Origin of the sequence: Streptomyces sp. NBC_00440, assembly GCF_036014215.1 — a bacterium.
GTDB lineage: Bacteria > Actinomycetota > Actinomycetes > Streptomycetales > Streptomycetaceae > Streptomyces.
Map to the genome: position 1 here is coordinate 1,043,589 of NZ_CP107921.1, position 17,292 is coordinate 1,060,880.

Sequence of the window (17,292 nt, forward strand, 5' to 3'; positions counted from 1 at the left end):
GAAGAAAGGTGCGGGAGAGTGAAAGCGGAGGCTTTCGATCGGTTGGAAAAGCCAGTACGCTCCACGCCCGGTGACCGGGGAGCCCATGGCCGGGTAAGTGTCAGCCGATTCGGGGGGACAGCACGTGATGATGGCGGTCGAGCGCCACGAGGCGATCATGCAGGTGGCCCGGAGTCAGGGCTGTGTGCGCGTGACGGACATGGCCGGTCGGCTCGGCGTCTCCACGGTCACCCTGCGCCGGGACATCGGCACGCTCGTCGACCGCGGCATGCTGGAGCGGGTCTACGGCGGAGCGAGCATCCCCGGCAAGCAGTCGCAGCCGGCTCGCAGGACGGCGCGGGGCAAGCAGGCGGGCGGGCGCGACACCCACCGCGCCACCGTGGGCCTGGTGGTCCCGTCCTCCGTGTACTACTACCCGGCTGTGCTCCGGGGGGCGGAGTCCGCTGCCGGGCAGCACGGTGCCCGTATCGTCCTGGCCATCAACCACTACGACCACGGCATCGAACGCGAGCAGGTCGACCGGATGCTGAACCGCGGGGTGGACGGACTGCTGATCGCGACCGCCCAGCCCCCTGACGAGGATCCGGAGACCACGCAGTGGCTGAGCGGACTCGACGTGCCGACCGTACTGGTCGAGCGTTCGTTGTCGGGGACGGCCGCCGCGCACATCGAGTACGTGCGCACCGACCATGCGGCGGGCACCGAACTCGCGGTGGAACATCTGGTCTCCCTGGGGCACACCCGGGTGGCCGCGGCGGGCGGGCTCCGCAGCCCCACGGCCCGGTGGCTCTTCGACGGCCACGCGGAAGCGCTGGCCAGGCTGGGGCTCACCGACGGCGGAGTGGAACGCACGGAACTGCCGCGCAGCGACCTCGACCCGAAGGGCAACGCAGCCGCCGTCGCATCACTGGTGGACCGCTGTCTGGACAGCGGGACCCGAGCCGTCGTCGTGCACGCGGACGGAAACGCGGCGGCGGTCGTACGGGCCGTCATGGAGCGCGGGCTGGATGTCCCCGGTGACTTCGCGGTCATCTCCTACGACGATGAGGTGGCAGCGCTTGCCGAGGTGCCGCTGACCGCGGTGGCCCCGCCCAAGTTCGATGTGGGCCGCACCGCCGTGGACACCGTGATGCGACGCATCGCCGCGCCGGGTGATGAGGTGGCGACCCGGCGCATGGCGCTGCTGCCCAAGCTCGTGGTCCGCTCCTCCTGCGGCGCCGTCTGAGAGCCGGCCGCCCGCCTGTTGGCCATCCCGTCCCTTCGCTTTCGGTTCCTTTCGGTCAGCCGGGTGATCGTTGACGCTGCCGACCGACCGGTCATTGGATTGTCCCGGCACCTGCACATCAAGCCCCCGGCCGAGGAGACGCGTGACCAGCGACAACCGACCCCGACTTGCCCTCGCCATGCAGGAAGGCCTGGCAGGGCGCCTGTTCGACGACGAGCAGCTGCGGCGTCTCGGCAGGGCCGCGGACCTCGACCCGGCTCCGGTGCTCCACGAGTTCTCCTCGCCCCGGTCGAAAGCCTCTCTCGCGCGCGTCGACATCCTTGTCACCGGCTGGGGATGCCCGCCCCTCACAGCCGAGGTACTGGCACGGGCACCACGCCTGCGCGCCGTTGTCCATGCCGCCGGATCGGTCAAACACCATGTCACGGCAGCTTGTTGGGAGCGGGGTATCGCCGTTTCTTCGGCCGCCGCCGCCAATGCCGTCCCTGTCGCCGAGTACACGGTCGCCATGATCGTCCTGGCCAACAAGCGTGTCCTGCCGCTGCTCGCGCGGCAGGCGTCCGGCCACGCACAGACGGACCCGCCCGGCAGCTCCGTTCCGGTGGGCAACTACCGCAAGCAGATCGGGGTCGTCGGCGCCTCCGCCGTCGGCCGCCGCGTCCTCGCCCTGCTGCGGAACTACGACGTCGAACGCGTCGTCGCCGACCCCTACCTCACGGAGGCGGAGGCCGGGACGCTGGGCGCACGGCTGCTCGGGCTCGACGAGCTCGTGTCCACCAGCGACGTGGTCTCCCTGCACGCGCCTTCGCTACCGCAGACGCGGCATCTCATGGACGCGCGGCGGCTGTCGTCGATGCGTCCCGGTGCCACGTTGATCAACACCGCGCGGGGGGAGCTGGTCGACACCGCCGCGCTGACGGCCGCGGTGGGCAGCGGACAGTTGTACGCGGTACTCGACGTCACGGATCCGGAACCACTGCCCGCGGACAGCCCGCTGTGGAATCACCCGCATGTCGTGCTGACGCCTCACGTCGCGGGCTCCCTGGGAACCGAGCTGTTGCGCATGGGAGAGCTGGCTGTCGGTGAGGTGGAGCGCCTCGCCGACAGCCGGCCGCTGAACCACCCCGTCTCGGCCCGCCTGCTTGAGCGCATGGCATAGACACGAGTACGTCCATGCGTACGTGGCGAGTCCGTCCACTGACGACTCCTGCGTCTTTCGCCGTCGAGGCGTCGAGGCGGCCGTGGGACCCCACATGGTCACACCCGTGCGGGGCCCCGCATGGTCACACCAGCCCGAGCGACCGCAGAACCCGGTGCTGACCCGGTGTCAGGTCAGTGGGCCAGTAGAGGTAGCAGACACCGCCCGTGCCGCTCACGACCTTGCCGTTCGCGTCGTGCCGCTTCGTGCGGAGCCAGATGTTCTCCCACTCGGCGCGCCGGTACACATGGCGGACCGCGTTGTCGTCCGGTGAGGCGGGGTCGTTGGCGATCACGTCGCCGTCGGCCGTGAAGCCGATCACCGTCATCAGATGGCCCGAGGTGCCGTAACCGGCGCCGGTCAGCTCCTCCTTGAGGAAGGACTGTGACGTTATGGCCGGGATACCCGCCCTGATCAGGGTCTCCAGGTCGCCGAGCGAACCCAGCCGGGTGACCACCGCGCTCATGCCCTCGTAGGTCGCCGCGTAGGCGGCGTTGAAGGGCCAGTTGCCGCAGCCCTCGTACTGGTAGTCATAGGTGTAGCGGGCCGCCTGGCAGACCTCGGGGTCGGCGTACGACGGATCGATCCAGGCCAGGTCGGCGGCGGTGGGCCCGCGCCCCCAGTACTTGATGATCATCGAGGACGAGGTGGGGCTGCACCAGGCCTCGCCGCCGTTGTCGTACTGCGGGTACTGGCCCGCGTGGATGTCCTGCGAGAAGCGCGGGACGGTCAGCTCGCGGGAGATCCGCGGCACCGACGGCGGGACGGTGAACCGGTCCGGGATGTCCGACGCCATCGCCCCGACTCGCCGGACGGTGGGCGTGACCCGGGTGCCCGGGGTGCGGTACAGCGTCAGCCGCAGCCGGTACGAGACCAGCCGGAGCCCGCTCGCGGCGTCGCCGATGGCGAAGGTGTCGGTCGAGATGGAGCTCTTGCCGTCGCCCTGGCCGTCGAGTGAGGTCCGGCGGATGTCCGCGTCGCCGGAGGCCCAGCGGCCCATCACGTACCAGGGGGTCTCGGTGCCGTCGGTGTAGCTGCCGCGCAGCTCGACCTGGATCCAGGTGCCTGCCGGGGTGTGCGCGTTCCAGGACGCGACGGCCTCGGTGGCCGGGACGCGTGAGCGGTGGACCGGTGAGGTCCAGGTCGCGTACTCCCAGGCGGCGGTCTTCCCGGTGTGCGGATCGGTGTAGTCGGTGCGGCCCGCGGGGGCCGTGATCACCAGCCCGGAGCGGCGGCCGGGAACAGCCTTGGTGCCGTCGGCCGTTCCCGAGCGCCAGTCGCTGTACGAGGCCCAGGCGCTGTTGTCCACGAGCGGGGTCACGGGCCCTCCCCCGGCGGCCTGCGGGGTGTGCGGGGTGGCGGGCGCGCCGTCCGGGGCGGCCGGGGCGGCGACGGCGGGTGCGGCGGCAGCGGCACCTGCGGCAGCGGCCGCGGCGGCGACCGCCGCGGCGAGGACGGTTCTACGCGGAGTGGTACTGGTCACTTTGATGGACCCCCAGTCGGATACGGATGGGGCGGCGAGTGCGCGACAGTGGGGCAACTATCCCGGCTCACGACGCGTTTCTGCCAGTGATTCGCCTCGCGTCCTGCCACCAATATTGGTATCGACCACTGGCGTGACCTGCGGCGCCGCCAACTGCTCCTAGGCTGGCCCCATGGGAGACCTCGACCACCTCGCCGCCGCGATCCGTGCACGGCCCGTCTCCTGCGGGCCGGTTCGCCTGATCGCGGTCGACGGCCACGCGGGCTCGGGGAAGAGCACGTTCTCGGCCACGCTCGCCGAAGCGCTGGGTGGTGTGCCCGTACTCCATCTGGATGATCTCGCCACTCACCAGGAACTGTTCGACTGGACCGGGCGGCTGCACGCGCAGGTGATCGTACCGTTCACCCGCGGCGAGGCCGCACGGTACGCGCCGTACGACTGGACGCTGCGCCGCTTCGGTCCCGAGCGGACCATCGACGCCACTGACGTCGTCATTGTCGAAGGGGTGGGCGCGGGCCGCCGGGCCCTGCGCCCGTATCTCGCCCAGCTGCTCTGGATGGACCGGGGCGCTGCCGCGTCCTGGGCACGGGGCCGACACCGCGACGGCCCGGCCCTGACGGACTTCTGGGACGGCTGGACGGCGGCGGAGGCCCGGCACTTCGCCGGGGACCCTTCCCGGCCATTCGCGGATCTGCTGGTACGTGAGTGTTACAAGGGTTACGAGTGGTTCCGGACTCCCTCAGTGACCGCGTGAGCGATCCATTTGGTCACGCATAGTCATGACCTCTCCCCAGGACCGGCGCCCGGCGGAAAACCGCCGTTCCAGTGCTTCAACTCCGCTTGACCCAGGGCCCGTACAGGTCTTACGTTCTCAATGTGCGGCTTTTCGAAGCCGCCGCAGACGCGAAGCCCCCGGTTGTTCCCCCGTGATCGGGGGCTTCGTTCTGCCCATTCCCTCCCCAACCGGACTCCCGGTCTCGCTGATCGCTCACCCTCGGTCACCGTGAGCAAGCCCTCTCCCCCTGGCACCCAGTACTCCGGCACCCTTCGGTACCGGGCCTCTGCGCAGGTACGATGCCCTTCGGGCGGCGCCGGTCAATTCCCGTCCGCTGCACAGCGGTTCACAGGTCGCAGGGCGCCGAGCCCGGCGGCACGGTACGGGGGCACGGTCTGTGGGGGACGTGATGGATTTCGGCACGCAGGGCTCGCACGCCCCGGCCGATCTTGCCTGGCTGAGAGGCGTGGACGCCTACACGATGGGGGCGTACCCACAGGCGGAGGAGGAGTTCCGGGCCGCGGTGCGGCTCGATCCGGGGATGGCGGACGGCTGGCTCGGACTGCATGCGCTGCGGGTGGACACCACCACCGCGTTACTGCGGATGTTCCGGCACCGGGAGCGGTTCGGCGAGCAGCGCGGCAGGCTGCGCCGCACCCTCAACTCCTGGTACTGGCTGGGCTGGTGGGTGCAGCCGGTCCTTGAGAGCCCGCGCGATCTGCTCCTCGCGCACGCCTCGCACTGGCTGGACGGACGCCATGTGCCGGAGCTGGACCGGGCGCTGGCGGGGCTGCCGCCGGTCGACACCGATCCGCAGGTGCGGTTCCTGCACGCCTGCCGCGCGTACCTCGCCAAGGACTGGGAGCGGCTGGTGCGTTACACCGCTTCGCTGGTCGACGATCCGGTCCTGGGGATCGAGGCGGGGCTGTTCGGCGGGATGGCGCGGGTGCGCCTGGAGATGTACGGGCAGGCGGAACCACTGCTCTCGGCGGCGCTGATGCGCTGCCGCAGCGAGCAGCCGCAGCGCAAGGAGCTGCGCTACTGGCTCGCCCGCGCCCATGAGGGGACCGGGCGCAGTGCCGCGGCCCTGCCGCTGTACCGGGCGGTGCACCGGGTGGATCCCGCGTTCATGGACACCGCTGCCCGGCTCGCCGCGATCTCCGAGGGCGACGGGTACGACGACGCGGTGGACTACGCCGCGGTCTCACTGGCCGGGTTCGGGCAGGACGCCGTGGACGGGCAGGCGGACAGCGCCTTCGCGGAGGGCGATCCGGCCGAGGGGCGGGATCCCCGGCCCGGGACCCCCGGGAGTCCGGGCGGCGATCCGCTCGGCGGCTCCGCTCCGCCCTCCGGCACCGTACGGGACCGGGATCCCTCCCCCGCCGGCCAGTTCCCGCCGGATCTGCCCGCCGGGCCCACCGACCCCGAACTGCTGGCGTGCGCACTGGACGAACTGGAGCGCATGGTCGGCCTGGAACCGGTCAAACGTCAGGTCAAAGCGCTGTCGGCACAGCTCAACATGGCCCGGCTGCGGGCCGGCCAGGGGCTGCCGGTGCAGCCGCCGAAACGCCACTTCGTCTTCTCGGGCCCCTCGGGCACCGGCAAGACAACCGTGGCCCGCATCCTGGGCCGGGTGTTCTACGCGCTCGGGCTGCTCGGCGGCGACCATCTCATCGAGGCCCAGCGCGCCGATCTGGTGGGCGAGTTCCTGGGACAGACCGCCGTGAAGGCGAACGAGCTGATCGACTCCGCGCTCGGCGGGGTGCTCTTCGTGGACGAGGCGTACAGCCTCGCCAACTCCGGTTACAGCAAAGGCGACGCCTACGGCGACGAGGCGCTCCAGGTCCTGCTGAAACGGGCCGAGGACAACCGCGACCATCTGGTGGTCATCCTGGCCGGCTACCCCCAGGGCATGGACCGCCTCCTCGCCACCAATCCGGGGCTCTCGTCGCGGTTCACCTCACGCGTCGACTTCCCGAGCTACCGGCCGCTGGAACTGACCGCCATCGGCGAGGTGCTGGCGACGGAGAACGGCGATGTGTGGGACGCGGAGTCGCTGGACGAGCTGCGCTCGATCGCCGGTCATGTGGTGGACCAGGGATGGATCGACGAGCTGGGCAACGGCCGGTTCCTGCGCACGCTGTACGAGAAGAGCTGCGCCTACCGGGATCTGCGCCTGACCGGGTATGCCACCACACCGGGCAGGGACGATCTGTCGACGCTGCGGCTGCCGGACCTGATGCAGGCGTACGGGGAGGTGCTCTCGGGGCGGGGACCGGTCGGTCGCGGGCAGCAGGAGCCGCCGCTCTGAACGGTCCCCGCCCCGGGGGCCGGGCCTACCCGGCCAGCGCCTGTTCGCTGCGGTCGGTGCGCGGCTCGGACACCCGGGTCACCTGCGGTGCCGGGACTTCCCGGTGCGCCGGGTCCCGTACCTCACCGACCAGCTTCTCCAGCACGTCCTCCAGCGCGACCAGACCGAGCACCTTCCCCGATCCGTCGGCGACCTGGGCCAGATGGGTGGCCGCGCGCCGCATCACGGTCAGCGCGTCGTCCAGCGGCAGCTCCGCGCGGAGCGTCGCCATCGGACGCCAGACCTGCTGGGGGACGGCCCGCTCCCGGTCCTCCAGGTCGAGCACGTCCTTGACGTGCAGATAGCCCATGAAGGCGCCGCTGTCCGCACAGACGGGGAAGCGCGAGTAGCCGGTGCGCACGGTCAGCTCCTCGATCATCAGCGGGGTGACCGACGGGGCGACCGTGATCAGCTCGGCGCGGGCGATCAGCACGTCCGCGATCGGCCTGCTGCCCAGCTCCAGTGCGTCCTCCAGACGCTCCTGGGCCTCCGAGTCCAGCAGGCCGGCCTGGCCCGAGTCCTCGACGAGCCGGTTGAGCTGCTCGCTGGTGAAGACCGCCTCGACCTCGTCCTTGGGCTCGACGCCGAAGAGCTTCAGCACCAGCCGGGCACAGGCCCCGAGTGCGACGGTCACCGGGCGGCACAGCCGGGCGAAGCCGACGAGTCCGGGGCTGAGCCAGAGCGCGGTCTTCTCGGGTGCGGCCATGGCGAGGTTCTTCGGGACCATCTCGCCGATGACCAGATGCAGCGAGACCACGAGCGCGAGAGCGATCGCGTACCCCAGCGGATGGACCAGACCGCCGGGCAGCCGGACCGCCTGGAAGACCGGCTCCAGGAGGTGGGCGACGGTCGGCTCGGCGACAGCGCCCAGTGTCAGTGAGCAGACGGTGATGCCGAACTGCGCGGCGGCCATCATCCGCGGCAGGTTCTCCAGGCCGTAGAGCACCTTGCGGGCCCGTGCGGAGCCCTCGGCGGCCAGCGGCTCGACCTGGCTGCGGCGTACGGAGACGAGTGCGAACTCCGCTCCGACGAAGAAGCCGTTGGCGAGTACCAGGGCGACGGCGAAGAGGAGCTGGAAGAAGCTCATCGCACGCCCTCCATGACCGGGACGGGCACATCGGCGGTACGGACCAGCCGCACCCGCTCGGCGCGGTAGCGCTCGACCCTGCGGACCGAGAGCCGCCAGCCGGGCAGTTCGGCCCGGTCGCCCGGGGCGGGGATGCGTCCCAGCAGGTCTGCCACGAGTCCGGCGACGGTCTCGTACGGGCCCTCGGGGACCTCAAGACCTATCCGCCGCAGGGTGAGGACCCGGCAGCTGCCGTCTGCCTCCCAGGCGGGGTTGCCGTCCTCGGCGGGGGCCGGGGACAGCTCGGGGCGGTCGGCGTCGGCGCCGTCGTGCTCGTCCCTGACCTCCCCGACCAGCTCCTCGACGATGTCCTCCAGGGTGACGACTCCGGCGGTGCCGCCGTACTCGTCCACCACCACGGCGATCGGCTGCTCGGTGCGCAGCCGCTCCAGGAGCTGCTGCACGGGCAGCGTCTCGGGCACCAGGAGCGGTGCGACGGCGACCCGTCCCACCGAGGTCCGGTGCCTGGCCTGCACCGCCACGGCGAGCGCGTCCTTCAGATGGACCATGCCGACGACCTCGTCGATGCGCTCCCGGTAGACGGGGAAGCGGGAGAGGCCGGTGGCGCGGGTGAGGTTCAGTACGTCGGCCGCCGTCGCCGACGACTGGAGTGCGCTGACCTTCACCCGGGGGGTCATGACGTGCTGGGCGGTGAGCCCGGCCAGCGAGAGGGTCCTGACGAAGAGGTCGGCCGTGTCCTGTTCCAGCGTGCCGGCCTGCGCCGAGTGGCGGGCCAGCGAGACGAGTTCGCCGGGGGTACGGGCCGAGGCCAGCTCGTCGGCGGGCTCGACGCCGAGCGCCCGGACCAGCCGGTTGGCGACGGTGTTCAGCAGACTGATCACCGGCCGGAACGCGGTCGAGAAGAGGTGCTGGGGGCCGGCGACGAACCTGGCCACCTGGAGCGGCCTGGACACCGCCCAGTTCTTCGGGACCAGTTCGCCGAGCACCATCTGCACGGCGGCGGCGAGCATCATGCCGAGCACCACGCTGATCCCGGACACGGCCCCCGCGGGCAGCCCGGTGGCGGTGAGCGGTCCTTCGAGCAGCTCCGCGAGCGCGGGCTCGGCGAGCATTCCGACCACCAGCGAGGTGATGGTGATGCCGAGCTGGGTGCCGGAGAGCTGGAAGGAGAGTTCCCGCAGGGCCCGTACGACGGTGCGGGCCCGCCGGTCGCCGTCCGCGGCGGCGCGTTCGGCGTCCGGCCGCTCCACGGTGACGAGGCCGAATTCGGCCGCGACGAAGAATCCGTTGGCGAGGATCAGGAGGAAAGCCGCTCCGAGGAGCAGAAGGGGAATGGTCATGCCGCCGCCTCCAGGAGGGGGGCGGCGCACGTACTACCGGATGATCCGTCCATTGCTGGAAGGAATCACTCCTCATGTCGCAGGGGTGCCCCGCGGACCGCGTGGGTCACAGAATGCGGGGCGGGGCGCACCTGGCGCCCCGCCCCAGAGTAATCAAACAGCGGCCCGGCGCGTCAGGGGCTCAGCCGTCCGTACCTGTCCGGCGGGCGGATCCTGCTACTCCGCCGGGGTGCTCCGGTCGTCGGTGGCCGGGCCGCGTGCGTCCGCCAGGGCGCGCAGGGCGCGGGCGTCGCGGATGGCCTGGGCCTTGCCGATACCGGGCTGGATGCCGAGGGCGGGGAGGCTGGTGCCGTCGCTGAGGTCGAGGAAGACCCAGGCGTCGCCGGGGCGCAGATTGACGTGCAGGATCTCCGGCCAGGCCAGCCGGCGCCTGGATGTGAGATTGACGACGGTGACGCCGTCCTCGTCCGCGACGACCTTGGGGCGGCTGAGCAGCGCCAGCACCCCGAAGAAGACAGCCGCGGTGAAGATGAACGAGACACGCTCACCCGGCGTCAGGGTCTCCAGCATCAGGGAGACGACGCTGAGGACGACGAACATGACCGTCCCCACCGACAGCAGCACCACCCGCGTACGGGTCGGCCTGAAGGTGACCGGGAGGGCGGGAAGTTCGGGGGCGGTCATGATCCGTTCGTCCTTCGTGCTGGTCAGAGACGGCAGGCGTGGATGGCCGTGGTGAGGATGGCGCGGGCGCCGAGTGCGTAGAGGTCGTCCATGATCCGCTGGGCTTCGCTGGCCGCGACCATCGAGCGGACGGCGACCCATCCCTCGTGGTGCAGCGGGGAGATGGTCGGCGACTCCAGGCCGGGCGTGAGGGCCACGGCCTGCTCCAGGAACTCGACCCGGCAGTCGTAGTCCATCATCACGTAGCTCCGGGCCACCAGGACGCCCTGGAGGCGGCGCAGGAACTGCTGCGCCTTGGGCTCGTCGGCGTCGGCTCCGATCCGGCGGATGACGACGGCCTCGGACTTCATGATCGGTTCGCCGATGACTTCGAGTCCGGCGTTCCGCAGTGAGGTGCCGGTCTCCACGACGTCCGCGATGACCTGGGCGACGCCCAGCTCGATGGCCGTCTCGACGGCGCCGTCGAGGTGGACGACTGCCGCGTCGACGCCCTGCTCGGCGAGGGCCTTGGCGACGATTCCCTCGTACGAGGTCGCGATCGTCATGCCGCCGAAGTCCGCCGGGCCCTTCGCCGTGCCGGGCTTGGTGGCGTACCGGAAGGTCGAGCGGGCGAAGCCGAGCTGGAGGATCTCCTCCGCCTCGGCCCCGGAGTCCAGCAGCAGGTCGCGGCCGGTGATGCCGATGTCGAGCTTGCCGGAGCTGACGTAGATCGCGATGTCGCGCGGGCGGAGGTAGAAGAACTCGACCTGGTTCACCGGGTCGACGAGGACGAGCTCCTTGGACTCCTTGCGCTGCCGGTAGCCGGCCTCATGGAGCATCGCCATCGCAGGCCCGGAGAGAGAACCCTTGTTGGGGACGGCGATGCGCAGCATGAGGTCGGCTTCCTTCGTGCGGAGTGATTACGGGGTGCTGAGGTGCTGGGGTGCTGACTGTCTGGACGTACGGAGACGGAGAGCGTGCTGGATCTACGAGGGCGGGTGCTCAGAGATGGGCGTAGACGTCGTCGAGTGAGATCCCACGGGCGACCATCATCACCTGAACGTGGTACAGCAGCTGCGAGATTTCCTCGGCTGCGGCTTCCTTGCCCTCGTGCTCGGCTGCCATCCACACCTCGGCTGCCTCCTCGACGACCTTCTTGCCGATGGCATGCACGCCCTTGCCCACCAGTTCGGCGGTGCGGGAGGTGGAGGGGTCGCCGTTGGCGGCCTTGAGCTGGAGCTCGGAGAAGAGCTCTTCGAAGGTTTTGTTCGCCATGATGCTGCTAAGAGTACGGGGTCCCCGTCCCCACTCAGCGCCAGGGTTCGCTGACCGTGCGCAGTGTGGTCGCGGTGGCGACAGCAGCGGTGACCGCTTCGTGCCCCTTGTCCTCGTTGGATCCTTCGAGGCCGGCCCGGTCCAGCGCCTGTTCCTCGGTGTCGCAGGTCAGCAGGCCGAACCCGATCGGGACGCCGGTGTCGACCGAGACCTGGGTGAGGCCGCCCGTGACGCCCTGGCAGACATAGTCGAAGTGCGGGGTGCCGCCCCTGATGACCACGCCGAGAGCGACGATCGCGTCGTAGCCGCGGCCCGCGAGGACCTTGGCGACCACCGGGAGTTCGAAGCTCCCCGGGACCCGCAGCAGGGTCGGTTCGTCGATGCCCAGCTCGCCCAGGGCGCGCAGTGCGCCGTCGACGAGGCCGTCCATGACCTTCTCGTGCCACTGGGCCGCGATGACGGCCACGCGCAGGTCGCCGCAGTTCTTCACGGTGAGTTCGGGTGCGCCCTTGCCGCTCATGTCTGTCTCTCCTCGTGCTTCTCGTTCTCGGGCCGGCTGGTCTGCTGTTGGCCCGGTCCTACTGGTTGCCGCAGGCGGACGTGGTGTCCAGCCAGGGCAGGTCGTGTCCCATCCGGTCCCGCTTGGTGCGCAGGTACCGGAGGTTGTGCTCGCCCGCCTGGACGGGCATGGCCTCCCGGCCGGTGACGTCCAGGCCGTGCCGGACGAGGGCGGCGGTCTTCTCGGGGTTGTTGGTCATCAGCCGCAGGCTGCGTACCCCGAGGTCCGCCAGGATCTGCGCTCCGGCGCCGTAGTCGCGCGCGTCGGCGGGCAGCCCGAGTTCCAGGTTGGCGTCCAGGGTGTCGCGGCCGCGCTCCTGGAGCTCGTAGGCGCGCAGCTTGGACAGCAGCCCGATGCCGCGCCCCTCGTGGCCTCGCAGGTAGACGACGACGCCGCGGCCCTCGGTGGTGATGCGCTCCATGGAGGCTTCCAGCTGGGGGCCGCAGTCGCAGCGCAGCGAGTGGAAGATGTCGCCGGTGAGGCACTCGGAGTGGATCCGCACCAGGACGTCGTCGCCGTCCCCGATCTCCCCGTGGACCAGGGCGACATGCTCGATGCCGTCGGCGATGGAGCGGTAGCCGTACGCGGTGAACTCGCCGTAGGCAGTGGGGAGGCGGACGGTCGCCTCGCGGCGTACCCGCGGTTCGGAGCTGCGGCGGTAGGCGATCAGGTCCTCGATGGAGATGATCGTGAGGCCGTGCTTGCGGGCGAAGGGGACCAGCTCGGGCAGGCGCAGCATCACCCCGTCCTCCCCCGCGATCTCGACGATCGCGCCGGCCGGGCGCAGACCGGCCAGCCGGGCCAGGTCGACGGCCGCCTCGGTGTGCCCGTTGCGCACGAGCACGCCACCGGGCTTGGCCCGCAGCGGGAAGACATGCCCGGGGCGTACGAAGTCCCCGGCGCCGGCCCGGCCGTCGGCGAGCAGCCGCAGGGTGGTCGCGCGGTCGGCGGCGGAGATTCCGGTGGTGACCCCGTGCGCGGTGGCGGCGTCGACGGAGACGGTGAAGGCCGTCTTCATCGACTCGGTGTTGTTCTCGACCATCTGCGGGAGGTTGAGCCGGGCCAGCTCGTCGCCCTCCATGGGTGCGCAGATCAGTCCACGGCACTCGCTCATCATGAACGCGACGATCTCGGGGGTGGCCTTCTCGGCCGCGATGACGAGGTCGCCCTCGTTCTCGCGGTCCTCGTCGTCGACGACCACCACCGGCCGGCCCGCCGCGATGTCGCGTACGGCCTGTTCCACGGGGTCGAGGGAGAGGTCCTCGGCGTTGTCGGTCGAGTACCAGACGGGCTCGGCAGTCATGCTGCTGCTCCTTCCAGGGCGGGCTTGACGCTCGTACGGGATCGCAGCCACCAGTCGCGCATGCCCCAGAGGACGAGCGCGAAGTAGACCACGTAGACCAGACCGGAGAAGGCCAGGCCGCTGTGGAAGGCGAGGGGGACGCCGACGAGGTCGACGAGCAGCCACGCGAACCAGAATTCGACGAGACCGCGCGCCTGGGCGACCATCGCGACCAGGGTGCCGACGAATATGTAGGCGTCGGCCCACGGGCTCCAGGACAGGGAGGGAACGGCCAGGAAGAGCGCGGCCACGGCGACGGTGCCGACCACGGCGCCCGCCAGCAGCAGCCCGCGCTCACGCCAGGTCGCGAACCGCACGGCGATGCTGCCGTCCTGGGCCTGCTGCCTGCCCCTGGTCCAGGACCACCAGCCCCACAGGGCGATCCCGATGACCAGCAGCTGTTTGCCGACTCCGCCGCTGAGATGGGCCGATGAGTATGCGCCGACGAGGATGACGCCGGACAGGAACTGCGCGGGCCATGTCAGCACCGAGCGGCGCCAGCCGAGGGCGAGCGCGATCAGCCCGATGGTGTTGCCGATCATGTCGGACCACAGGATGTGCTGGCCGAGCACGGTGAACGCCTCGGTGTTCAGCCAGGTCAGTGCGCTCACTTCAGCGGCCCTCCGGTTCGGGTGTGGCCCGGGTGCCGTCGGCGCCGAGCAGCCGCTCGACGTACTTGGCGAGTACGTCCACTTCGAGGTTGACCGGGTCGCCCGCCTGCTTGATGCCGAGGGTGGTCAGGGCGAGGGTGGTGGGGATGAGGCTGATGGTGAAGTAGTCAGGCCCGGCGTCGACGACGGTGAGGCTGACTCCGTCGACGGTGATGGAGCCCTTCTCCACGACGTACCGGGAGAGGTCCGACGGGAGTGAGATCTTCACGATCTCCCAGTTGTCGGACGGTTTGCGTTCGACGACCGTGCCAGTGCCGTCCACATGGCCCTGGACGAGGTGTCCGCCGAGGCGGCCGCCGAGCGCCATGGGGCGTTCCAGGTTGACCCGGGAGCCGGTGGCGAGCGCGCCGAGGCTGGAGCGGTTGAGTGTCTCGGCCATGACATCGGCGGTGAACTCGCCACCGCCGGATTCGACCACGGTGAGACAGACGCCGTTGACGGCGATGGAGTCGCCGTGCTTGGCGTCCTCGGTCACGACCGGTCCGCGCAGGCGGAAGCGGGAGGCGTCGCCGAGGTTCTCGACGGCGGTGACCTCACCCAGTTCTTCGACGATTCCGGTGAACACGGCGCTCAGCGCTCCTTCGGGGTGGCGGTGATCCGCAGATCGGGGCCGATGCGGACGGTCTCGGTGACGTCGAGTCGCAACGCGTCGGTGATGGTGGTGATTCCGGCGTCGGCGAGGGCCGCGGGGCCCGCGCCGAGGAGGACAGGGGCGAGATAGCCGACGACCCGGTCGACGGCGCCCGCGGCGACGAAGGAGCCGGCCAGCGTCGGCCCTCCTTCGAGGAGTACGGAGCGGACACCGCGCGCGTGCAGCTCGGCGAGCAGCGCGTCGACGGCGATACCGGCCCCGTCGTACGGCAGCCGCGCCACTTCGGCGGCGCTCGCTCCGGGGAGCGGGGGCGTGGTGACGCCCTTGCCGACGACGACCAGCGTCGGTGCCGCGTCGTCCAGGACCCGGGCGGTGCGGGTGAGGGAGCGGGCGTGGGTGTCCAGGACCACCCGCAGCGGCTGGGTGGCACCCTCGATACCGCGGACGGCGAGGTGCGGGTCGTCGGCGCGCAGGGTTCCCGAGCCGACGAGGACCGCGTCGGACTCGGCGCGCAGCCGGTGGACGTCGGCGCGGGACTCGGCCGATGTGATCCAGCGGCTCGTCCCGTCGGCGGCCGCGGTGCGGCCGTCGAGCGTCGCCGCGTACTTCCAGGTCACATGGGGGCGGCCGAGGCGTACCGAGGTGAGCCAGGCGGTGTTGCCCGCTTCGGCCTCGTCGGCCAGCACGCCCGCCGTGACCGCGATCCCGGCCGCGCGCAGGGTGTCGGCGCCGCCGGTGGCCTGCGGGTTGGGGTCGGCGACCGCGTACACCACGCGGGCGACGCCGGCGTCGATGAGCGCCTGGGAGCAGGGGCCGGTGCGGCCGGTGTGGTTGCAGGGTTCGAGCGTGACGTACGCGGTGCCGCCGCGCGCTCTGTCACCTGCCGCCGCGAGTGCGTTGACCTCGGCGTGCGGACCGCCTGCCCGCTGGTGGAAGCCTTCGCCCGCCGGTTCGCCCGACGCGTCGAGGACGACACACCCGACGACGGGGTTGGGGCTGGTGGATCCGAGTCCGCGCGCCGCGAGCGCGATGGCTCGGCGCATGGCGTCGACCGCCTGTGGCGACGGAACGGCTGCGGTGGCCACCGGGTCCTCCTGCCTCTTCGGGCACGGACTCCGGGGCCTGTCGATGACGACAGAGAGCGGGACCACACAGGAACGCCGGGACCGGAGGAGGCTGTGTCGAGACGACACGCCACCGGCTACGGCGTACCAATACGGCCCGCCGCGCACTGCCTCCCATCCGGACTTTCACCGTCGGTCCAGGAATTACACCTGGTCAACCGCCCACTGGATGCGGACGGGTCGCGGACTATAACCGCCGGTTCGGAATTACACCGACCCCGGAGTGCGCTGCTGCTGGTACACGGCAAGTCTGCCACGTCCGGCCGTCGGCCATGCGGGCGAGCCGATGTGGGCTGGCTCACAGGCAACTGCGACCGTCCGGTCACAGCGCGTGCCGGGCGGCCGGTCAGCCGCCGAACAGATCGTCCTGCGCCGCGTCCCGCGCCGTCAGCAGTGCGCCGTGCAGCACCGCCGCGCCGCCGAGAGTCCCGGCCCGCACTTCGGTACGCAGCGGGGAGAGTGCGGCCAGGCGCCGTTCCACCCGGGCCGCGAGGTCCGCGCCCCCCGCGTGGCCGATCTCGCCGCCCAGCACCACACAGCCCGGGTCGACCACCGCGGCGACGGCTGCGGCGCCGAGGGCGATGTGCCCGGCCAGCGCCTCCAGGAAGTCCTCGCCGCGGCGGCCCGCCGACGGAGCGGCCCGCACGACGGCGGCCGCCGGGGGTTCCCGTACCTCCGGCACCGCCGTGACGGCGTGCCGGTCGGCCAGCGCGCAGATCGCCGCGCTGCCCGCCAGGCCATGGAACCCCTCGCCGCAGTCGGTGGCCGACGGGAGCCCCCCGCCGGGAACCGGGAGGAAGCCGATCTCCCCCGCGCCGCCCGACGCGCCCCGGCGCAGTTTCCCTTCGAGGACGAGGGCGGCGCCGACGCCGTGCCCGAGCCAGAGCAGGACGAAGGTGTCGAGCCCGCGGGCCGCGCCGGTCCGCTGCTCGGCCAGGGCGGCGAGATTGGTCTCGTTCTCGACCAGGACGGTGGCGGGCAGCCGCTCCTGGAGCGCGCCGACCAGGCTGCGGTGCCAGGCGGGCAGCCCGCTGGAGTTGCGGAGTTCGCCGGTGGCCGGGTCGATGAGGCCCGGGGCGCCGATCCCGACGCTGTGCAGCCGGGCCGCGCCGGCCTGCCGCACGGTGCGCTCCAGCAGGGCGGCCGCCTCCTCCACGGCGTCGGCGGGGCCGGGGCCCGCACCGTCTCCGATGGGCAGCGTGGCCTCGGCGAGTACCGCGCCGAGCAGGTCGGTGACGACCACGGCGACGCTTCCCGTCCGTACGTCGAGGGCCGCGAGGTGCGCCCGGTCGGCCACGATCCCGTACACCCGGGCGTTCGGGCCGCGCCGCTCCGCGCCCGCCTCGCCGACGACGGAGATCAGCCCGGCCGTCTGAAGCCGCTCCACGAGGTCGGCGACGCTCGGCCGGGAGAGTCCGGTGAGCGTCTTGAGCTGCCCGGCCGTCAACGGGCCCTCTCCCTGGAGCAGGTCGAGGGCGATGCGGTCGTTGACGGCCCGAGCGGTGATCGAGGATGCGGGCATGGCCGGGATCCTTCCAGATCTATTTATCAGGCAGGTTGCCTGATAGTTTACGGCCGGGCACGGCACCCGGCGGTACCGGGAGCCGC

At 71.4% G+C, this 17,292-nt stretch carries 16 protein-coding genes and 1 riboswitch; of the genes, 4 read left to right on the forward strand and 12 right to left on the reverse strand.

From position 1 onward, the window contains the following. The first annotated feature begins 97 nt into the window (after positions 1-97). Complete coding sequence (locus OHB13_RS04645; protein WP_328375835.1) at positions 98-1,225, forward strand: substrate-binding domain-containing protein; 1,128 nt, start codon at positions 98-100, stop codon at positions 1,223-1,225. Positions 1,226-1,367: 142 nt separating this feature from the next. Then, positions 1,368-2,384: a hydroxyacid dehydrogenase gene (locus OHB13_RS04650; protein WP_328375837.1), complete on the forward strand. Its 1,017-nt coding sequence runs from the start codon at positions 1,368-1,370 to the stop codon at positions 2,382-2,384. A gap of 124 nt (positions 2,385-2,508) precedes the next feature. Here the strand turns inward: OHB13_RS04650 and OHB13_RS04655 are convergent, their stop codons facing one another. Next, positions 2,509-3,906 (reverse strand): peptidase C39 family protein, encoded by a 1,398-nt coding sequence (locus tag OHB13_RS04655; protein ID WP_328375839.1) that lies wholly within the window; start codon positions 3,904-3,906, stop codon positions 2,509-2,511. 172 nt (positions 3,907-4,078) lie between these two features. On the opposite strand from OHB13_RS04655, the gene OHB13_RS04660 reads away from it, so the two are divergent. Continuing rightward, positions 4,079-4,660 carry a uridine kinase family protein gene (locus OHB13_RS04660; protein ID WP_328375841.1) on the forward strand — a complete coding sequence of 194 codons (582 nt, stop codon included), beginning with the start codon at positions 4,079-4,081 and terminating at the stop codon, positions 4,658-4,660. Between the two features lie 430 nt (positions 4,661-5,090). Next, a complete protein-coding gene (locus OHB13_RS04665; protein WP_328375843.1) occupies positions 5,091-6,992 on the forward strand; it encodes an AAA family ATPase in 1,902 nt (633 codons plus the stop codon). A gap of 25 nt (positions 6,993-7,017) precedes the next feature. On the opposite strand, the gene OHB13_RS04670 is transcribed toward OHB13_RS04665, so the two are convergent. The 11 genes from OHB13_RS04670 to OHB13_RS04720 form a co-directional block, all read right to left on the reverse strand. Next, complete coding sequence (locus tag OHB13_RS04670) at positions 7,018-8,118, reverse strand: hemolysin family protein (protein WP_266859049.1); 1,101 nt, start codon at positions 8,116-8,118, stop codon at positions 7,018-7,020. Next, positions 8,115-9,458: a hemolysin family protein gene (locus tag OHB13_RS04675; protein ID WP_266859047.1), complete on the reverse strand. Its 1,344-nt coding sequence runs from the start codon at positions 9,456-9,458 to the stop codon at positions 8,115-8,117. Before OHB13_RS04675 ends, OHB13_RS04670 begins: the two co-directional genes overlap by 4 nt. Positions 9,459-9,674: 216 nt before the next feature. Further along, positions 9,675-10,142, reverse strand: coding sequence for a PH domain-containing protein (locus OHB13_RS04680; RefSeq protein ID WP_328375846.1), 468 nt, complete (start codon positions 10,140-10,142; stop codon positions 9,675-9,677). Positions 10,143-10,165: 23 nt separating this feature from the next. Then, positions 10,166-11,014, reverse strand: coding sequence for an ATP phosphoribosyltransferase (gene hisG / locus OHB13_RS04685; protein WP_266859043.1), 849 nt, complete (start codon positions 11,012-11,014; stop codon positions 10,166-10,168). 109 nt (positions 11,015-11,123) lie between these two features. After that, positions 11,124-11,396, reverse strand: coding sequence for a phosphoribosyl-ATP diphosphatase (locus OHB13_RS04690; RefSeq protein ID WP_164266345.1), 273 nt, complete (start codon positions 11,394-11,396; stop codon positions 11,124-11,126). Positions 11,397-11,430: 34 nt separating this feature from the next. Further along, positions 11,431-11,916, reverse strand: coding sequence for a 6,7-dimethyl-8-ribityllumazine synthase (gene ribH / locus OHB13_RS04695; protein WP_266859038.1), 486 nt, complete (start codon positions 11,914-11,916; stop codon positions 11,431-11,433). Between the two features lie 58 nt (positions 11,917-11,974). Next, positions 11,975-13,258 (reverse strand): bifunctional 3,4-dihydroxy-2-butanone-4-phosphate synthase/GTP cyclohydrolase II, encoded by a 1,284-nt coding sequence (locus OHB13_RS04700; RefSeq protein WP_328375849.1) that lies wholly within the window; start codon positions 13,256-13,258, stop codon positions 11,975-11,977. Then, positions 13,255-13,908, reverse strand: coding sequence for a nicotinamide mononucleotide transporter family protein (locus tag OHB13_RS04705; protein WP_266859034.1), 654 nt, complete (start codon positions 13,906-13,908; stop codon positions 13,255-13,257). Before OHB13_RS04705 ends, OHB13_RS04700 begins: the two co-directional genes overlap by 4 nt. A gap of 1 nt (position 13,909) precedes the next feature. Further along, on the reverse strand, positions 13,910-14,533 hold the full coding sequence (locus OHB13_RS04710; protein ID WP_328375851.1) for a riboflavin synthase: 624 nt from the start codon (positions 14,531-14,533) through the stop codon (positions 13,910-13,912). Between the two features lie 5 nt (positions 14,534-14,538). After that, the gene (gene ribD, locus OHB13_RS04715) at positions 14,539-15,603 is read right to left on the reverse strand and encodes a bifunctional diaminohydroxyphosphoribosylaminopyrimidine deaminase/5-amino-6-(5-phosphoribosylamino)uracil reductase RibD (protein ID WP_328380213.1); all 1,065 of its coding nucleotides are present in this window, start codon (positions 15,601-15,603) and stop codon (positions 14,539-14,541) included. A gap of 181 nt (positions 15,604-15,784) precedes the next feature. Beyond that, positions 15,785-15,915: riboswitch (FMN riboswitch) on the reverse strand. A gap of 115 nt (positions 15,916-16,030) precedes the next feature. Next, the gene (locus OHB13_RS04720; RefSeq protein ID WP_328375853.1) at positions 16,031-17,206 is read right to left on the reverse strand and encodes an ROK family transcriptional regulator; all 1,176 of its coding nucleotides are present in this window, start codon (positions 17,204-17,206) and stop codon (positions 16,031-16,033) included. Between the last annotated feature and the right edge of the window lie 86 nt (positions 17,207-17,292).